This window comes from Polaribacter sp. NJDZ03 (assembly GCF_019263805.1).
Classification (GTDB): domain Bacteria; phylum Bacteroidota; class Bacteroidia; order Flavobacteriales; family Flavobacteriaceae; genus Polaribacter.
The window spans coordinates 2,970,860-2,988,102 of the sequence record NZ_CP079195.1 but is presented as its reverse complement, the minus strand read 5'-3'; the positions used below and the strand labels follow the sequence as shown (position 1 = coordinate 2,988,102).

At 30.1% G+C, this 17,243-nt stretch carries 16 protein-coding genes; 9 read left to right on the top strand and 7 right to left on the bottom strand.

Annotation, left to right across the window (positions count from 1 at the left end; translation table 11 throughout):
* Positions 1-28 precede the first annotated feature (28 nt).
* The 6 genes from mutY to KV700_RS12700 all read left to right on the top strand — a co-directional run bounded on the left by mutY (position 29) and on the right by KV700_RS12700 (position 7,734).
* Positions 29-1,072 (top strand): A/G-specific adenine glycosylase, encoded by a 1,044-nt coding sequence (mutY, locus tag KV700_RS12725; RefSeq protein WP_218598106.1) that lies wholly within the window; start codon positions 29-31, stop codon positions 1,070-1,072.
* A gap of 40 nt (positions 1,073-1,112) precedes the next feature.
* The gene (locus KV700_RS12720) at positions 1,113-1,556 is read left to right on the top strand and encodes a single-stranded DNA-binding protein (protein WP_218598105.1); all 444 of its coding nucleotides are present in this window, start codon (positions 1,113-1,115) and stop codon (positions 1,554-1,556) included.
* A gap of 19 nt (positions 1,557-1,575) precedes the next feature.
* Positions 1,576-2,904 (top strand): gliding motility-associated protein GldE, encoded by a 1,329-nt coding sequence (locus KV700_RS12715; RefSeq protein ID WP_166383356.1) that lies wholly within the window; start codon positions 1,576-1,578, stop codon positions 2,902-2,904.
* The gene (gldD, locus tag KV700_RS12710; RefSeq protein WP_218598104.1) at positions 2,897-3,448 is read left to right on the top strand and encodes a gliding motility lipoprotein GldD; all 552 of its coding nucleotides are present in this window, start codon (positions 2,897-2,899) and stop codon (positions 3,446-3,448) included. The genes KV700_RS12715 and gldD overlap by 8 nt, the downstream gene beginning before the upstream one ends.
* Positions 3,449-3,946: 498 nt before the next feature.
* Positions 3,947-6,364, top strand: coding sequence for a TonB-dependent receptor (locus KV700_RS12705; RefSeq protein WP_218598103.1), 2,418 nt, complete (start codon positions 3,947-3,949; stop codon positions 6,362-6,364).
* A gap of 11 nt (positions 6,365-6,375) precedes the next feature.
* Positions 6,376-7,734, top strand: a complete 1,359-nt coding sequence (locus KV700_RS12700) for a hypothetical protein (RefSeq protein WP_218598102.1) — start codon at positions 6,376-6,378, stop codon at positions 7,732-7,734.
* A 197-nt stretch (positions 7,735-7,931) separates the two neighbouring features.
* Here the strand turns inward: KV700_RS12700 and KV700_RS12695 are convergent, their stop codons facing one another.
* Complete coding sequence (locus KV700_RS12695) at positions 7,932-8,999, bottom strand: hypothetical protein (protein WP_166383364.1); 1,068 nt, start codon at positions 8,997-8,999, stop codon at positions 7,932-7,934.
* 34 nt (positions 9,000-9,033) lie between these two features.
* A complete protein-coding gene (gene dprA / locus KV700_RS12690; RefSeq protein WP_218598101.1) occupies positions 9,034-10,134 on the bottom strand; it encodes a DNA-processing protein DprA in 1,101 nt (366 codons plus the stop codon).
* A gap of 96 nt (positions 10,135-10,230) precedes the next feature.
* Between dprA and KV700_RS12685 the strand changes: the two genes are divergently transcribed.
* The 3 genes from KV700_RS12685 (at position 10,231) to KV700_RS12675 (ending at position 12,241) form a co-directional block, all read left to right on the top strand.
* Entirely contained in the window at positions 10,231-11,142 is a 912-nt protein-coding gene (locus KV700_RS12685) for an SPOR domain-containing protein (protein WP_218598100.1), read from the top strand.
* A gap of 77 nt (positions 11,143-11,219) precedes the next feature.
* Complete coding sequence (locus KV700_RS12680) at positions 11,220-11,729, top strand: acyl-CoA thioesterase (RefSeq protein ID WP_166383370.1); 510 nt, start codon at positions 11,220-11,222, stop codon at positions 11,727-11,729.
* Positions 11,730-11,740: 11 nt separating this feature from the next.
* The gene (locus tag KV700_RS12675; protein ID WP_166383372.1) at positions 11,741-12,241 is read left to right on the top strand and encodes a mechanosensitive ion channel family protein; all 501 of its coding nucleotides are present in this window, start codon (positions 11,741-11,743) and stop codon (positions 12,239-12,241) included.
* 136 nt (positions 12,242-12,377) lie between these two features.
* Here the strand turns inward: KV700_RS12675 and KV700_RS12670 are convergent, their stop codons facing one another.
* The 5 genes from KV700_RS12670 to KV700_RS12650 form a co-directional block, all read right to left on the bottom strand.
* On the bottom strand, positions 12,378-12,938 hold the full coding sequence (locus KV700_RS12670) for a type 1 glutamine amidotransferase domain-containing protein (RefSeq protein WP_218598099.1): 561 nt from the start codon (positions 12,936-12,938) through the stop codon (positions 12,378-12,380).
* Positions 12,939-13,059: 121 nt separating this feature from the next.
* Positions 13,060-14,304 (bottom strand): murein hydrolase activator EnvC, encoded by a 1,245-nt coding sequence (locus tag KV700_RS12665; protein ID WP_166383376.1) that lies wholly within the window; start codon positions 14,302-14,304, stop codon positions 13,060-13,062.
* Positions 14,304-15,074 (bottom strand): DUF4292 domain-containing protein, encoded by a 771-nt coding sequence (locus KV700_RS12660; RefSeq protein ID WP_218598098.1) that lies wholly within the window; start codon positions 15,072-15,074, stop codon positions 14,304-14,306. Before KV700_RS12660 ends, KV700_RS12665 begins: the two co-directional genes overlap by 1 nt.
* A 2-nt stretch (positions 15,075-15,076) precedes the next feature.
* Entirely contained in the window at positions 15,077-16,057 is a 981-nt protein-coding gene (locus tag KV700_RS12655; protein ID WP_218598097.1) for a lipopolysaccharide assembly protein LapB, read from the bottom strand.
* Complete coding sequence (locus tag KV700_RS12650) at positions 16,058-17,074, bottom strand: sugar phosphate nucleotidyltransferase (protein WP_218598096.1); 1,017 nt, start codon at positions 17,072-17,074, stop codon at positions 16,058-16,060.
* Between the last annotated feature and the right edge of the window lie 169 nt (positions 17,075-17,243).

Below are 17,243 nucleotides of genomic sequence, written 5' to 3'. Positions count from 1 at the left end.
TATATTTTAACATAAAATCTATTAAAAATTGAAATTCCATAAAACATTAATACACTGGTACTTACAAAATAACCGAGATTTACCATGGCGAAAAACCAAAAATCCATATTTTATTTGGTTATCAGAAATCATGTTACAACAAACAAGAGTTGCCCAAGGTTTGTCTTATTATCAAAAATTTACTACAGATTTTTCAACTGTTTTTAACCTCGCTAAAGCAGATGAAAGTACCGTTTTAAAAATGTGGCAAGGTCTAGGATATTATTCTAGAGCAAGGAACCTACATTTTTCTGCAAAACAAATTGCAAACGAACTTAATGGCGAATTCCCAACTACCTATAAAGAGATTATAAAACTAAAAGGAATTGGAGATTATACCGCATCTGCTATTGCTTCTATTTGTTTTAACGAGCCAACCGCAGTTGTAGACGGTAATGTTTACAGAGTGCTTTCTCGTTATTATGGAATAAATACACCTATAAATTCAACTGCAGGAATTAAAGAGTTTAAAGCTTTGGCACAATCATTAATTGATGAAACACAACCCGGAACGTATAACCAAGCTATTATGGATTTTGGAGCATTGCACTGCAAGCCTCAAAATCCATTATGTGATACCTGCCCTTTTTCTGATAGCTGTGTAGCTTTAGAAAAAAAGTTAACCAAAGAATTGCCCGTAAAAGAGAAGAAAATAAAGGTCAGAAAACGATATTTTAATTTTCTTGTGATAAAAACCGATGATGATAAAACTATTTTATCAGAAAGAAAAGGTAAAGGAATCTGGCAAGGTTTATACCAATTTCCGTTAATAGAAAGTGAAAAAATTATTAATAAGGAAGAATTAATTTCAGCAGAAGAATTTATCAATTTATTTCCTTTAGAAACCACCATTTCACTTTTTAACTCAAAAGAAATTGTTCATAAATTATCTCATCAACATTTATATACTCAATTCTGGATTGTAGAAACTGCAAATACTGCCGAAACAACTATAAAATGGAATGAAATTGAAAAATACCCTGTTCCTATTTTAATTGCAAATTTTTTAGAAGCTTTTCAAAATGAAAAGTAATTGATATTTTTAGTACTTTTGTATTTAAAACCCACAAGCCATGGCTGCAGGAACAATAAATAAAGTGATTTTAATTGGTAATCTAGGTGATGATGTTAAAATGCATTATTTTGATGATCAAAATTGTGTTGGTAGATTTCCAATAGCAACCAGTGAAAGTTACACAAACAAACAAAACGGAGAAAAAGTTACCTCTACCGATTGGCACAACCTTGTTGTAAGAAATGGTTTGGCAAAAGTGTGTGAAAAATACTTATCTAAAGGAGATAAAGTATATGTTGAGGGTAAATTAAGAAACCGACAATGGGAACAAGATGGCGTTAAACGTTATTCTACAGAAATTCATGTAAATGAAATGACCATGCTTTCTACCAAGAAAAATACAGATAGCTCAACCCCTATGGCACCACAAGAATCTAAAGCTTCTGCCCCAGCACCAAAAAGTGTTGCTACACCAGAAGAAGACGATGATTTACCATTTTAATTAATATAACTTATAACAATTGGACCCAGATCCCGAAATATTATTCTCATTATTTGCCTCAATAGATTTTGTAACTACGTTTAATTCAGTTTTTCTAATTGTTTTACTTATAAGTTCTGCATTAGTTTCTGGAGCAGAAGTTGCCTTCTTTTCACTTTCACAAACCGATTTAAACGAACTTTCTAACAACGGAAAAGACCAAAACATAGTAGTTAGTTTATTAGAAAGACCTAGAAAATTACTAGCCACAATTTTAATAACCAACAATTTTATAAATATCTTAATTGTATTATTATTTGCTTCATTGGCAGAAACCTTATTTGGTAGCTTCGATTTTAAACTAGAGCTATTTTCGTTTTTAATTCCTACCCGATTTTTATTAGAAATTGTTCTTGTAACCTTTCTAATACTTTTATTTGGAGAGGTTTTACCAAAAGTCTACGCTTCTAGAAATGCGCTTAGCTTTTCTAAAACAATGTCTAAGTTTATACATGCCATAAACATACTATTAACACCTTTTAGTTTACCATTAATTACATTAACAAAGTGGATTGAAAAAAAATTAGGTAGTAAAAATTCTAATTTTTCGGTAGAAACACTATCCCAGGCACTAGAGTTAACTTCTGAAGGTGCAACCACAAAAGATGAGCAAAAAATTCTTGAAGGAATTGTAAACTTCGGAAATACAGAAACCGTGCAAATTATGGTACCTCGTATAGATATATTTGCGCTTTCTGATACTGAATCCTACGAAGTAGTTTTAGACAAAATTCTAAAAAATGGCTACTCTAGAAACCCAGTCTATAAAGACAACATAGATAATATTGTTGGAGTTTTATACGCTAAAGACTTATTAGCTCATTTAAATAAAACAACCTTTAAGTGGCAAGCACTACTAAGAGAAACTTTTTTTGTGCCAGAAAACAAAAAATTAGATGATTTATTAGTCGATTTTAGAGAGAAAAAAAATCACTTAGCAGTTGTTGTAGATGAGTATGGAGGAACAAGCGGTTTAGTTACTCTAGAAGATGTAATAGAAGAAATTGTAGGCGATATAAATGATGAATTTGATGATGAAGATTTACATTATTCTAAAATAGACGCTAACAATTATATTTTTGAAGGTAAAACAAGTATTAAAGATTTCTGCAAGATTTTAGATGACGAGGATGAAGATATATTTGAAGAAGAAAAAGGAGAAAGTGAAACCTTGGCTGGTTTTATTTTAGAAGTTTCTGGTAAATTCCCTAAAAAAGGAGAGAAAATAAACTTTAAAAATTATACGTTTACTATAGAAGCGTTAGATAAAAAACGCATTAAACAAGTTAAAGCCACACGAAATGCGTAATATTTTTCTATTAATTCTTACAATTCTATTTCTATCTTGTAAAGATGATGTTCTACCAAAACCAAAAGGATATTTAAGTTTAACATACCCTACAAAAGCCTACAAAAAATTAGATTTAGAAAGACCTTATTCTTTTGATATTTTAGAAAATACAAAAGTTTATGACGACCCTAACAATTGGCTAACCATAAAATACCCTAATTTAAAAGCTTCGATAGACATTACATATAGACCTGTAGAAAATAACATTAAAGAACTGCTAACAGAAGCAGAAAAACTGGTTTTTAAACATACAATAAAAGCAGAACAAATTATTCCAAAAGATTTTGTGAATCCTAAAAAAAGAGTGTTTGGTAGCATGTATTATATAACTGGTAATGCGGCCTCTCAAATTCAATTTCACATAACAGATAGTACCAAAAATTTTATAAAAGGATCCTTGTATTTTTACGCCAAACCAAACTACGATTCCATTTTACCTGCTGTAGATTATGTAAAAAAAGACATTTTACGTTTAGTAGAAACACTAGAATGGAAACAATAAACCTTTAAGCTTTTTACTAACATCTAAAAATATAGATGAAAAACTCACGTGTAAAAAACTTACCCTCTTACTTTTATCAACATTTTTTATAAGCACCTCTGCTGTTTTAGATAAATACATTGCTTTACCACAGAAGCAATTATATTATGTAAAGTTAGTTTTGCTACCATTTTAGTTTATATTTTTTGTAAAATGAAAAAATAGATTCAATAATCCTTATTATCACAACACTACAAATTAACCTAGCCTTCTGTATCTCCTAAAAAATAAAAAAAGCTATTTTTAAAAGGATAATTGTGCTTATAAAATAACAAAACTAAAAACACACTATATAGAATCATTAAAAATAACGTGTATTTTTTTAATTATTATCATTATAAACACCTAAAAATTAACACATACATCCTAAAAGTAGCATAAAAAAAATAATTCCTTAAATCCATTAAGTTTATTTAGACTAATTATAAATAATATTATATTTGTCGAAAAATAAAACAAATGCCATCTTTTTTTAAAACACTTATACTGCTACTTATATCATACACTGCTTTTGGTCAAGAAGGTGATTTTTACGGAAAAGTAAAAGTAGATGACAATGAACCAGGTATCGATATTTTTGTAGTTATAAAAGGAAATAACTTTTATAAAGAAACAGTTACTGACTTTAATGGAGAATTCTACATAAAATCAATTCCTTACGGAACTCATAAAATTCAATTCCATTCTTTAAATTCAAAATCTAAAACAATTACTGTTCAACTTAATGCTAAAAAGAAAGAAGTAACTGTTTTATTAGAAAGTATAAAAAATCAGTTAGAAGAAGTCCGTATAACAACCAAAACTGAAGAAACAAAAAAAGAGACCCAAGGTTTTGCTGTAAATGTTATAAAAACCGAAGAAGCAAGTCTTAGAAATGTTCAAACAAACGATTTATTAAACACTACAGTTGGTGTAAAAATTCGTCAAAATGGTGGCTTGGGATCAGAAGTTAGTTATAGTTTAAATGGATTATCAGGTAATGCTGTAAGAATTTTTATTGATGGAATCCCTAGTTCTATGTATGGTTCTTCCTACAACCTAAATAGTATTCCTCCTTCCATGATAAAGAATATTGAAGTGTATAAAGGAGTCGTTCCTGGGCATTTAACAGATGATGCTTTAGGAGGTGCCATTAATATTGTACTACATAATGACGTTAAAACAAATTTAAACGCATCTCTTTCTTATGGTTCATTTAACACCCTACAAACTAACGTAAATGGCTTATATCGTTTTGAAAAATCTGGATTTACAGTAAAATCTGCTATTTTTCATAATTACTCAGATAACAACTACAAAGTATCTGGAAGAAGTGTTGTAGATACAGGTTTAGGAGGCGTGCAAACCCCAATTACTGCCAAAAGATTTAATGATGCTTATAAATCTACTGGAGGACTTTTTCAAGTTGGTTTTACAGATGTAGAATGGGCAGACCAGTTTTTGGTTGGCTTTAATGCTTCTAGTGATTACAAAGAGGTACAACATGGTGCTTTTATGACTATAACACCCTATAAAGATCGTTTTTTAGAATCAGATGCTTTGTTAGCAAACATAACTTATCAAAAGACAAATCTTTTTACCAAAGGGTTAGATGTAAAAATAAACGGATTGTATGGAAAAAGAAACCGTGCTATTAGCGATACAGTTGCTTGGGCTTATAGTTGGACCGGAGAAAAGGCAATAGACTTTAGAGGTAACGAATACAAATATACTTGGGGATCTCAGCAAGAAGGAGGACCAACATTAGCTAAAATTAAAAGAAAAGTAGCTTCTATTAGATCTGGTATCTCTTATGATTTTAATGATCAACATAAAGTTTTAGTAAACCACGTTTACAGCGGAGTTGACAGAGAAGACAGTGATGTTTTAGTTTCGGTATTAGAAAACACCTTTAAAGGCACAAGAAATATTGACAAAAACATCTATTCTTTAACCTATGAATTTAAAGCTTTTGATAATAGATTAAGAACAAGCATATTTGGAAAACATTATCAACAAAAAACCACCAGTATAGATCCTGAAATACAAACAGATACAAACGGAAACAAAAGTATCGTTGATGAAATTATAAGTAGTAATAACAAAAAAGACGGATACGGTTTTGCAGCTTCTTATGCTATTTCTCCAAAAGTTACATTGTTAACTTCTGCGGAAAAAGCTGTTCGTTTACCAGATGAAACTGAAGTTTTTGGTAATGATGGTGATAACGTAGTAGCAAACCCAACTATTAAACCAGAACAAAGTAACAACTATAACTTAGGTTTTAGATTTGGAACCTTTAACATAAAAGACCATGATTTCTCTATCTCTACCAATGTATTTACAAGAAACATTAAAGACAGAATTGGTTTACCTATAGAAACATCTTTTAATGTTGATGACGAATTAATTGTATACGTAAACCAAGGAACCGCAACTTCTAAAGGGATAGATGCACAATTAAATTACACGTATGATAGAAATTTTGGAGTAAATTTTAACGTGTCTCGTTTCGATTTACAAATTATAAATAGCAATGTAGAAATAGATGTACCAAACACACCTTTTTTTACCATGAATGGTAGTTTACGCTACTCTTTTAAAGATTTGATACAGAAAAAATCTAGACTAAACCTATTTTACTCGATGTACTTTACAGATGAGTTTTCATACTTAGTACCACAGGGTTCTAATACAGTTGGTAATGATTTTTTTGAAGTACCGAAACAATTTTCTCAAGATTTTGGTGTGAGTTATTCTTTTCCAAACAAAAAACTTGTTGCTAGTTTCGATATTAAAAACATATTTGACAAACCTGTATTCGATAATTTATCTGTACAAAAACCAGGTAGAGCTTTTTACATAAAATTAAATTACACAATCAATAAATTTAACTAAATAAAATAAAAATGAAAAGATTTTTTTTAAACCACAAAGCATTAGCCCTTGTATTATCTTTAGGCCTATTTACGGCATGTAGCGAAGATGTCAACGATGATCCAATTGATACCCCAGAACCAGATGCTACTAGATGGATAACAATTGCTGGAGCAAAAATGGGAGATGCACCAGGAGATGGAAATGGAGGAACATTAATTTATAGTGTATCTAGTGAAGATGCAAAAGACCCAACAGTGTCTATAGATCCTTTCGAAAATGGTTTTATAGCACCTTCTAATAGAACTGCTAGATTACAAGCTTCTGAAAACGGGAACACTATTTTTAACATTAGTTATGCAGGAGATACTGGTGGTAATTACACAAAGTATACTGTAGAAGGTGGTCAAAATTTTACACCACAAGGTACATCTATAAGTATTGCTCCTTATGTAGGAACTGCACCAAGATGGATAAAATTATTTGACGGTGACAAAACAGGATCTGCAGTATACGTATCTACAGAACACCAAGTGGATGATAACGGAACACCAGATGATGCAACAGATGATGTTTATACAAACACAGAAGCGACTATAGGTGTTGTTACTTTAGATTTAGAAAACTCATCAATAATTCAGTTTAAAGAACACGTTGTTCCTTTAAGTGCAGAAGAAGAAGCTGCAGGTTATTATTTTTCTAGAATTGACATGCCAACTTTAAATGCAGCAGGAGATAAATTATATATCGGAGCTCGTTTAAGTAAAGTAAATCCGACTACAGTAGAAAGTGAAAGTGATTACGAAATTTTAGGTTCTAAGACAATTGTATTAGATTATCCATCATTAGACAACCCAACAGTAATCACTTCTACTGTAGGACATGGAAACACAAACGGATACAGAAGTATTAATGCTTTTGAATATAACGGAAGTGTTTACCAAGCAAACCAAAGTGATCCAGAAGGTTCTCATATTTTAAAAATTGGAGCTAATAATGAATATGACAATTCTTACGACTTTAATTTAGACGATGCTTTAGGCGTAACAGGAGCTTATGTTCTTGCTTGGAGACCTGCAGCAAACGGAAAAGCAGTATTAGCGTATCGTCATGAAGCTTCTGCGGATGGTTTAGCAGGAGCTCAAGGATTTTTTGCTTTGGTAGATTTAAATGCTAAAACAGCTGTAAAAATTGAAGATATTCCTTATGATCCAGATTTTTACTTATTCCAATACCAAGGTTTTGCGGTTGATGGAAATGAAATCTATTTAACACAAGCGCCTGTTGGCCAAAACGGAAACATTTATGTTGTAGATACTGAAAGTGGTGCTGTAGCTAAAGGTGCTGAGTTAGTAAACGCAACAGGAAGTCATTTTATTGGGGCTTGGTAATATTAAAATAATGCCAACTAAAAAGGACGTAAATTAATTTTTACGTCCTTTTTTTTTATTTCAGAATCTTTCTTTTAGATACTAATGCTTGTAATTCCTTTAGTAAAATAGTTTACAAACAAGTTTAGCCCTGATTGAAGTGGCATCCTTTTTTTGTTTTTTCAAAAAAAGATATAACGGAAAGCAGGAAATAGCTTCTAAAACAACTCTTTATTACTAATATCTAAATAGTTACGCTTAACAAAAGCTAGAATAGTTTCTAAAATCTCACCCATATTATTACATTTTTTAAACTCTACATCTCCTACATATTTAATTAATTGCTTTTTTAGAAGCGCTACGTTTTTTGGGTAAGAAATAGTATCTGCTTTCATACATTTTATTAAACGGGCAGTTCTTCTTGGAGCGGTAATCATCCTTTTAGCCATAAAGGAACGTTCTTCTATTTTGTATTGATCTATAGAGCTATTTTGTAGTTTTTTACCAACCATTTCTACCATCTTAAAGTTCTCTTTCATAAACTGTAAGTTGTAGACTTTTAAGTTTCCTTCAAAAGATTGCTGATCGAAATCTATAGCTCTTATTTTATAGATAACTTGGTCAAAATCGTGAATTGGTGTAATTACGTAATTGTACGAACGCATATCGCCCAATAAACGGATTAAACATCGTTCTTTAAACTTTACAAATTCTTTGGCTATTTGTGCTTTTTCTAACTCGGTACAGCCTGGTAAAATGTCTCTAATAAAATCGTCTCCAGGTATACCTGCAATGTGCTCTTCTATTAAGGTGTCTTTAAATACCAAAAAGTTCATGTTATGGGGAGACAGAATATGCTCTAATTCTAAACCATAAATACGAGAAGCATCTGCCTTTTTTACATAAAAATAGGTAAAGTTATCATTTAAGATATTTCTAACTTTAATTCTAAATGGTTTAGAGTTACCAAACGTACAATAATCTATAGCATCTATGTTTAAATACGGAATGCTATCATCATTACCATCGGAATGCAACCTTGTGTAAATTTTCTTTAAATTTCTATCAATCTCTTCTCTTTCGTATTGAGAAAAGTAGGTTCTTACCCATAAAGTGTCTTCATCATTCTTATCATAGACAGTTATTGATCCTTGAAAACGTAATAAATCATCATAATAAAGAGGAATCTTTATATTTCTATTATAGTTCTTTAAATAAGCACCAAGCATTTCATTTACGGGAAATGTTGGTTTTTTTCTGGACATCAATTTTTTCTCTACCGCCATCTTTACTTCAGATTTTCATCAAAAATAAGCATTATTAAGTAAGTTCGAACATCTTTCCTGGCAAAGGTTTTGTTACGCCTTTTAATTCCATTTGCAACAAAATAGATGATAATTGATAAATAGGAATATTACATTCTAATGAGATAACGTCTAATAATTGTTGTCCTTTTTCATGTAATAAATCATGAATTTTTTGCTCTTTCTCGTTTAATTCTATAAACAATTGTTTCTGAATTGGTTTCGTTTTCTCTTGAACATCCCAATTTAACATTTTTACAATATCTGAAGCAGAAGTTAGCAAGTGCGCTCTGTTATTTTTAATTAAATTATTACAACCTCTACTATAAATATCTGTGGTTCTGCCTGGAGCCGCAAAAACATCTTTATTATAAGAATTCGCTATATCTGCTGTAACCAAAGAACCTCCTTTTGAGGCAGATTCTATAATAATAGTTGCTTTAGATATGCCCGCAACAATTCTGTTTCTTTTTAAAAAATTTTCTCTTAAAGGAGTTTCTTCACTCCAAAACTCGGTTAAAAAACCGCCATTTTCATTTACTTGGTTTATATATTTCTTATGTACCTTCGGATAAATTTGCTCTAAACCATGTGCTAAAACAGCAATGGTTTGCAAGTTGTTTTCTATTGCTGCTTTATGTGCACAAATATCTACTCCGTACGCAAAACCACTTACAATTATAGGGTTGTAAACTGCAATTTCTTTAATTAATTGATTGCAAAAATCGCGTCCGTAAGAACTAATATTTCGGGTACCAACGATAGAAATAATTTTTTGGTTAGAAAAATCTAAGTTTCCATCTTTAAACAATAATATAGGACTATCTATACAATGTTGAAGATTTTTAGGATAATCATCTTCTAAAAAATAAGTATAAGAAATCTTATTATCTTGAATATATTTTAGCTCTTGTTGCGCTAATTCTATATTTTTCGAATCGAACAAATGTTTTAAAACATGACCTCCTATTCCGTTAATTTTTGAGAGTATCGCTGTCTTTTCTTTAAATACCTGTTCTACATCTCCCACATTTACAATGAGTTTTTTGGCTAAAATATCGCCAATTGCTTTGCTCTTTTGTAATCTTAAGATCGCTAATAATTTTTCTTCTTTCAATTTTGTAACAATTTGAATACCAATATATAAAATATTTGTTAATAAAATTGTTAAGAAATTCTTTTACAAAACGGCTTAATTTCTATATTTGCTACAATGAATTTAGCAACTTACATAAACGATTTACTGTACAGATACGATTGCGTAATTGTACCTGATTTTGGAGGATTTGTAACTAATAGAATTGGTGCAAAAACCAATAATTTTACACATACTTTTACACCACCAACTAAACAGGTTACTTTTAACAGCTTGTTAAAACACAATGATGGTTTATTAGCTAATTATATTGCTTCTGCAGAAAATATTTCTTTTACAAAAGCATCTACTGCTATTTCATTATCTGTAATTAAGTGGCAAAATGAATTGCAATCTAAAGTTGTACAAATTGATAGTTTAGGTATTTTGTCTTTAAATGAAGAAAAACAAATTATTTTTGAACCAAATACTGCTGTTAACTATTTAACAGAATCTTTTGGTTTAGATACCGTAACTTCTTCTGCTATTTCTAGATTTAAAGAACAAGTAAAACCTTTAAACCCTCTTCCTGTAAAAGAAGAAAATAAAGGAATACCTGCATTTATAAAATACGCAGCAACTGCAGCTATTTTACTAACGTTGGGTTTTGCTGGTTATAATGGTTATGAAAATAATCTACAAAAAGAAAATTTAGCAAATCAAGAAAAAGCAATTCAGAAAAAAATACAATCGGCTACTTTTGTTATTTCTAACCCTTTACCTACTATTAACTTAAATGTTGTTAAAGAAGTAGCAAAACCTTTTCATATTATTGCTGGAGCTTTTCAATTTGCAGAAAATGCAGAAAAAAGAGTAGAAGAATTAAAAGCAAAAGGATTTGATGCTCAAATAATTGGCGTTAATAAATGGGGGTTAACACAAGTTACTTTTAATAGTTACACTAACCGTAATGAAGCTACTAATAACCTTTATAGAATTCAAAAAACAGTATCTAAAGATGCTTGGTTGCTTGTTGAAAAGTTAGATTAACACTACTTTTCTTTAACATTTTTAAAACTCATTTTTTAAGAAGCGATTACTATCTTTGCAAAAAAAAATATTTTTTGATGGAAGTAAAAACGCCGAAAGAATCTTTAACAATACTTACCGACTTAGTTTTACCCGGTGAAACCAATTATTTAGACAACCTTTTTGGAGGCGAATTACTTGCCAGAATGGACAGAGCTTGTAGTATTGCTGCAGGGAGACACTCTAGACGAATTGTAGTTACAGCCTCTGTAAACCATGTTGCTTTTAGCAAAGCAGTACCCGTTGGAAGTGTGCTTACTATAGAAGCTAAAGTTTCGAGAGCGTTTAACTCTTCTATGGAAACATATGTAGATGTTTGGACAGAAGACAGACAATCTGGATCTAGAACTAAAGTAAACGAAGGTATTTATACGTTTGTTGCCGTAGATGAAACAGGAAGACCTGTTGCAATTCCACAAATTAGACCAGAAACAGATTTAGAACAGACACGCTACGAAGGTGCTTTACAACGTAAAGAATTAAGTTTAGTTTTAGCAGGAAAGCTAAAACCTGGAGATGCAACTGCCTTAAAAGCTGTATTTAGTTAAATACTATAATTATGGAATTTTACAATTATAAAATTATATCCTCGCTAGCAATTTTAATTGTTGCTTTTTTTATTCGCTTTGTAATTACCAATTCTTTAAAAAAAATTCAACTGAAATTTGGGTTTCAAAAAGCCAGAATTATTTTAACTAATAAAATAATTTCAGTGCTTATTTACATTACCATAATTGTATTTGTATCTTTTGTTTGGGGTGTAGATGAGAAACAATTATTAGTCTACGTTTCTTCTTTTTTAACCATTTTAGGTATTGCTTTTTTTGCGCAATGGTCTATTCTTTCTAATATTACTGCGGGTTTAATTTTATTTATAAATTACCCCGTAAAAATTGGAGATACTATTACTATTTTAGAAAAAGATAATAATATTACTGGCGAAATTAGAGATATTGGTGCATTTTTTATCACGCTAAGAACGCTAGAAAAAGAATTAATAACCATTCCTAATGCAGTTATTCTTCAAAAAAACATTAAATATTCTCCTCAACCAGAGTAGTCTTCATTTAATTTTTTAGTAAAGATTTTTGTTTAGATTAAAATAGTTAAAGATTATCATAAAAAAGAAGCGCAAATTTAAATTTGCGCTTCTTTTTTTATTTATCAATAATAATCGTTTTATTTAAAAGATAAAACTAAGCCATTTGACCTTTGTGTTTACCTTCATATACTTCCTCTACTAACTTAGCATTAAATGCAGGTAAATCATCAGGGTTTCTACTGGTAACCAAACCCTTATCTACAACTACTTCTTCATCTACCCAATTTGCTCCGGCGTTTATAAGGTCTGTTTTAATAGAGCTATATGAAGTTATTTTTCTCCCTTTTAAAACATCCGCTTCTGCCAATAACCAAGGTCCATGACAAATAGCACCTACAGGTTTATGATGCTCAAAAAAGGATTTTACAAAACTAACTGCATCTGCATTATCACGCAATACATCTGGGTTTATAACTCCACCAGGCAACATCAATGCGTTATAGTTTTCTTGAGATACTTCTTTTAAAGTTTTATCTACTTTATACGTTTTTCCCCAATTACCTTCATTCCAAGATTTTATTTCTCCAGATTCTAAAGACACAATGTGCACCTCTGCACCAGCTGCTTCTAAAGCTTTCTTAGGCTCTTTTAATTCACTTTCTTCAAATCCATTAGTTGCTAATATTGCAACGGTCTTTCTTTTTAAGTTTTCCATTTTAATAAAATTTTAATTAATATAAAAAATTTGTAAATTCTACTACAAAATTAATTATATACCAGCGTTCTTATGTGTGGTATCAAATTCTATTTTAACGCAAATACTATTTTAAGTAATTTTATCTTCTTAAAATCCAAGAAGAAGGATTTAAACGTGTTGTATTTTTAAACAATACAAAGATTAATTTTGTTTTTTTAGAAACTTTATCTGTAAAAACCTGACCAATTGCTTGCCCCGTTATAACAACATCTCCTTTACTAACAGTAACTTTTTCTAGGTTATTGTAAGATGAAATATAATTACCATGTTGTATTAAAACATTTTTTCTACCCTCTGCACTCACCAAAACATTTAATACTCTTCCATTAAAAATAGATTGGGCCTTTATGCCTTCTTTGGTAGCAATATGCAAACCAGTACCATTAACGGTAATTCCAGGAAATGATGGATGAGGCTGAGTACCAAATTTTCTAATTACAATACCTTCACTTACAGGCCAAGGTAACTTACCTTTATTTAATTCAAATTTTGCGGCTAAAGCCTTTGCTTCCGGACTTAAAATAAACTCATTTTTCTTAACAACAGTTGGTTTATTGGGCTCATCTTTTAGCTTAGCTCTTGCAACTCTATTTGCTCGCTCAATTTCTTCACGAATTTTTCTATCAATTTGTACTGTAACCCTTTTCTCTTCTTTAACTTTACTTTGAAGCTCTTTCTTGTAACTACTTTCTTTTTTCTTGATAGTAGCTAATAATTTCTCTTGATTCCTTTTATCTTCTTCAATTTCCTTTTTTTGTTCATTTTCAGAAGCTATTAACTTGTCTTTTAAGTTTTTTTGAACCAATAAAGAGTCATTTACAACTTGTACTTCATTTGTATGAACAACAATTTCTTCTCCTTGTTTTTTTCTATAAGCAGTATACTGTTTCATATACTCAAACCTTTTATAAGCCTGATGAAAATTCTGGGAAGAAAGTAAAAACATCATTCTACTTTGCTGAGATTTACTTTTGTAAGATTTAAGGATAATACTTGCATAATCTGCTTTTAAATCTGCTAACTTCTTCTCTAATTTTTTTAGCTCCATTTCATTTGCACGAATCTCTTTTGATAAAATCCTTGCTTCTGCGTTAATTATAGAAATTAATTTAGCCCTAACACTAATCTTTCTATTTAAATCATTTAAATCTTCTAAGGCATTATCTACTTTCTTCTTTTCTTTAAAAAGCAACGAGTTTACTTGCTTAATTTCATAATTAAGTTTTTTACGTTGCTCTTCTAACTGTTTTCTTGTTTGTCCAAAAACAGAAAAAACACTTAAAAATAAAATAAAAACGGGTATATAAATTTTTCTGCTTTTCACTATAATTTAATTTTCTTGTAACCTTTAGGTATTGAAAAAGAAGTGTCTATATCTTTATTAAACTCCACAGATCTTACTATAAAATCTATATCTGTAAATTTACCTGGTTGTTTTGCTTTAATATTAATTTCTGATGGAAAAATAGCATCATCAACCAAATTATAAGATGGGTAAAAGATATCTAAACGTTGATTTTTTGCTGTATTTACAATAGATTGCTTGTCTAATTTAAAATGCGAAGGATTTACAGAAAAGAAAACATCAAATAATTTTTCTTGGGTTTCTGGAGATAAAACATACGAATTATCTATGATGCTTACATGTTGCTTTTGATCTTTAACATTTTTTAAAGATTGCCCCAAAAACAAATTTTGAAGTTGATTAAAATTAATATCTGTACCCAATAACTTTTTTAGCATTGTAAAATCTCCTTCAAAATATTCTCTTTCTAAAGAGGAATAATAACTTACAGAAGTTGGTGTAATCTTTGCTTTAAACAACGTAATAATCTTAGTTCCTTTTAGCCAGATTACTTGATCCTTTTCCATTTTTAAACTAACAGAAAAACCTTGATTAATCTTACCGTTATTAAAGTTTGCTTTTAGCTTTGCATCTACCGTTTGTTTATCAAAATTAGCAGCAATATGTTTTCTTGCAACCTTTTTTGCAGACATTTCTTCGGCAATATTATTTGCACTTATTAAATCTTTTTTTGTTTTACAAGAAGTAAAGACTACTGCAAAAACCACAAAATATTTTAAAAACTTCATTCTTATTCTTTTATTTTTTTTGATTTCTCAATAAACTTTTTTTCTTCTATAATATTACCTAAACCCTTATAAGAAACTGCCATTTCTTTATAAAAATCTACTTTCATAGTATCGTCAATTACAAAATCGATACCATTCTGTAAACTTATTAACGCCTTTTTAAACTTTTTCTGATAATTTAATGCCTTTCCTTTCATTAAATATACAAAAGCCTGCGCAGGAAACAGTAGAATACCTTCATCAGAATATTTTAAAAGTTTTTCAGGATTCTCTTTAGATGCTATTAAAATTTGTTGTAAAACGGCATACGAATTATTCGCTTTAAATTGCTCTTCTAGAGAGCTACCGTTAGTTACCCCCTCTTTAACTACTGCTTTATTGTTTCTTTTAGTTAAGCCTTCTTTCAACCTTTTAAAAGAGGCAGAAAGTCCGTTGTTTTGCTCCATTGTATTCATTAAAGAAATCGCTTTATCTTCTTCTTTATTATTTAAATACAACTTTACCAACAACTCTTGCTCATTTAAGTTAATTGCAACCAATTTTTGCTGAACAACAATAGCTTCAGAAAAATTTTTATCTCTTATATGGATTTTAACAAGATGCTGTAACATCCAAATATTATTGGGTTCATTATTAAGAGCTCTTTTAATATATTCTTTTGCCAATAACGTTTTATTAAGCAATAAATAATTTTTAGAAAACTCAAAATAAACAGCCATATTACCTGCTAAGATCTGGTTACTATTTTCTAAATTCTCAATAGCTTTTTGATAATTACCAATTGATTTCTCTGACAAAGCCTTAAAAAAAAATTGCTGAAAATCTAACTCTTTTTCTTCTGTTAAATCTTTAGCAATTGGTATACTATCTTGTGAGAAAGAGTTTAAAGAAGAGAGAACAAAGAAGAAAGAAAAAAGAACATAGTTATAAAAACCAATAATGTTCTTTTCTCCAAACTCTTTGTTCTTCCTTCTAAATTTCATTTATGTTAATTCTGTATAATCACCAATACTTACAGAAGTATATTTACCATTATATTTAGCATGGTTACCAATCATTGCATTGTCTAAATCTGCATTAGAAATTTCTACATTAGATTGAATTAAAGAATTAACAATCGTAGAATTTTCTACTACACTATTTGCTCCAATAGAAACATACGGTCCTATTTTTGTGTTTTTAAGCACTACATTTTTCCCAATAAAACATGGTTGAATAATTTCTGAATTTTCTAAAACTATATCTTTAGCAACTAAATTATTACCCGCTTCATGCTCAAAACCTAAAACTTGCTTGTTTGTATCTACCGTTGGGTCTTTTTTACCACAATCCATCCAAGCGCTAACGGTACCAGGTACAAATTTAGCTCCTTGTTGTTTTAAAGATTCTAAAACATTGGTAAGTTGATATTCTCCGTTTTCTTTTAAATCGTTATCGATTAAATATTGAATTTCTTCTAATAATTTATCGCCACTTTTAAAGTAATAAATTCCAATAATAGCTAAATCAGAAACAAAGTCTTTTGGTTTTTCTATAAAATCTGTAATAATACCATCTTGTAATTTAACTACACCAAAAGCACTTGGGTTTGCTACTTTACTTACCCAAATTGCACCATCTGCATTTACATCTAACGTAAAATCTGCTTTAAATAAAGTATCTGCATACGCTACAACACACGGTCCGCTTAAAGATTCTTTAGCACAGTAAATTGCATGTGCTGTTCCTAAAGCTTCTTCTTGTACATAAACAGATCCTTTAGCACCTAATTCTGCCGCAATTTTTAATAATTGTGCTTCTGTATCTGTAGGAAATCCTTTGGCTGTTGTACCGATAACAAATGCAATTTCATCAATCTCTTCATCAATAACAGAAGCAATATCTTCTACTAAACGTTGTACAATTGGTTTTCCTGCAATTACTGTTAAAGGTTTTGGAACTGTTAATGTATGAGGTCTTAAACGAGACCCTATTCCGGCCATTGGTACTATTATTTTCATATCTTTTTTTTATCAATAAATATGAGCGCAATATACTATTAATATAGGAGATGTAAAAAAACAAGATTTCAATTTTACTTTCTCATTCTCACTGAAAACAGTTAGCTATCCCACTGTTTTCAGTGATGGTAAATTTCACCTTTTTCAGTGATTGCAAGATCCGTAATAA

Coding starts and splice junctions, on each gene's coding strand:
- KV700_RS12680 (WP_166383370.1), top strand. CDS start 11,220: ATGGAAGTAAAAACGCCGAAAGAATCTTTAACAATACTTACCGACTTA.
- KV700_RS12655 (WP_218598097.1), bottom strand. CDS start 16,057: ATGAAATTTAGAAGGAAGAACAAAGAGTTTGGAGAAAAGAACATTATT.
- KV700_RS12700 (WP_218598102.1), top strand. CDS start 6,376: ATGAAAAGATTTTTTTTAAACCACAAAGCATTAGCCCTTGTATTATCT.
- KV700_RS12675 (WP_166383372.1), top strand. CDS start 11,741: ATGGAATTTTACAATTATAAAATTATATCCTCGCTAGCAATTTTAATT.
- KV700_RS12650 (WP_218598096.1), bottom strand. CDS start 17,074: ATGAAAATAATAGTACCAATGGCCGGAATAGGGTCTCGTTTAAGACCT.
- KV700_RS12720 (WP_218598105.1), top strand. CDS start 1,113: ATGGCTGCAGGAACAATAAATAAAGTGATTTTAATTGGTAATCTAGGT.
- KV700_RS12705 (WP_218598103.1), top strand. CDS start 3,947: ATGCCATCTTTTTTTAAAACACTTATACTGCTACTTATATCATACACT.
- gldD (WP_218598104.1), top strand. CDS start 2,897: ATGCGTAATATTTTTCTATTAATTCTTACAATTCTATTTCTATCTTGT.
- KV700_RS12660 (WP_218598098.1), bottom strand. CDS start 15,074: ATGAAGTTTTTAAAATATTTTGTGGTTTTTGCAGTAGTCTTTACTTCT.
- KV700_RS12670 (WP_218598099.1), bottom strand. CDS start 12,938: ATGGAAAACTTAAAAAGAAAGACCGTTGCAATATTAGCAACTAATGGA.
- KV700_RS12695 (WP_166383364.1), bottom strand. CDS start 8,999: ATGGCGGTAGAGAAAAAATTGATGTCCAGAAAAAAACCAACATTTCCC.
- KV700_RS12685 (WP_218598100.1), top strand. CDS start 10,231: ATGAATTTAGCAACTTACATAAACGATTTACTGTACAGATACGATTGC.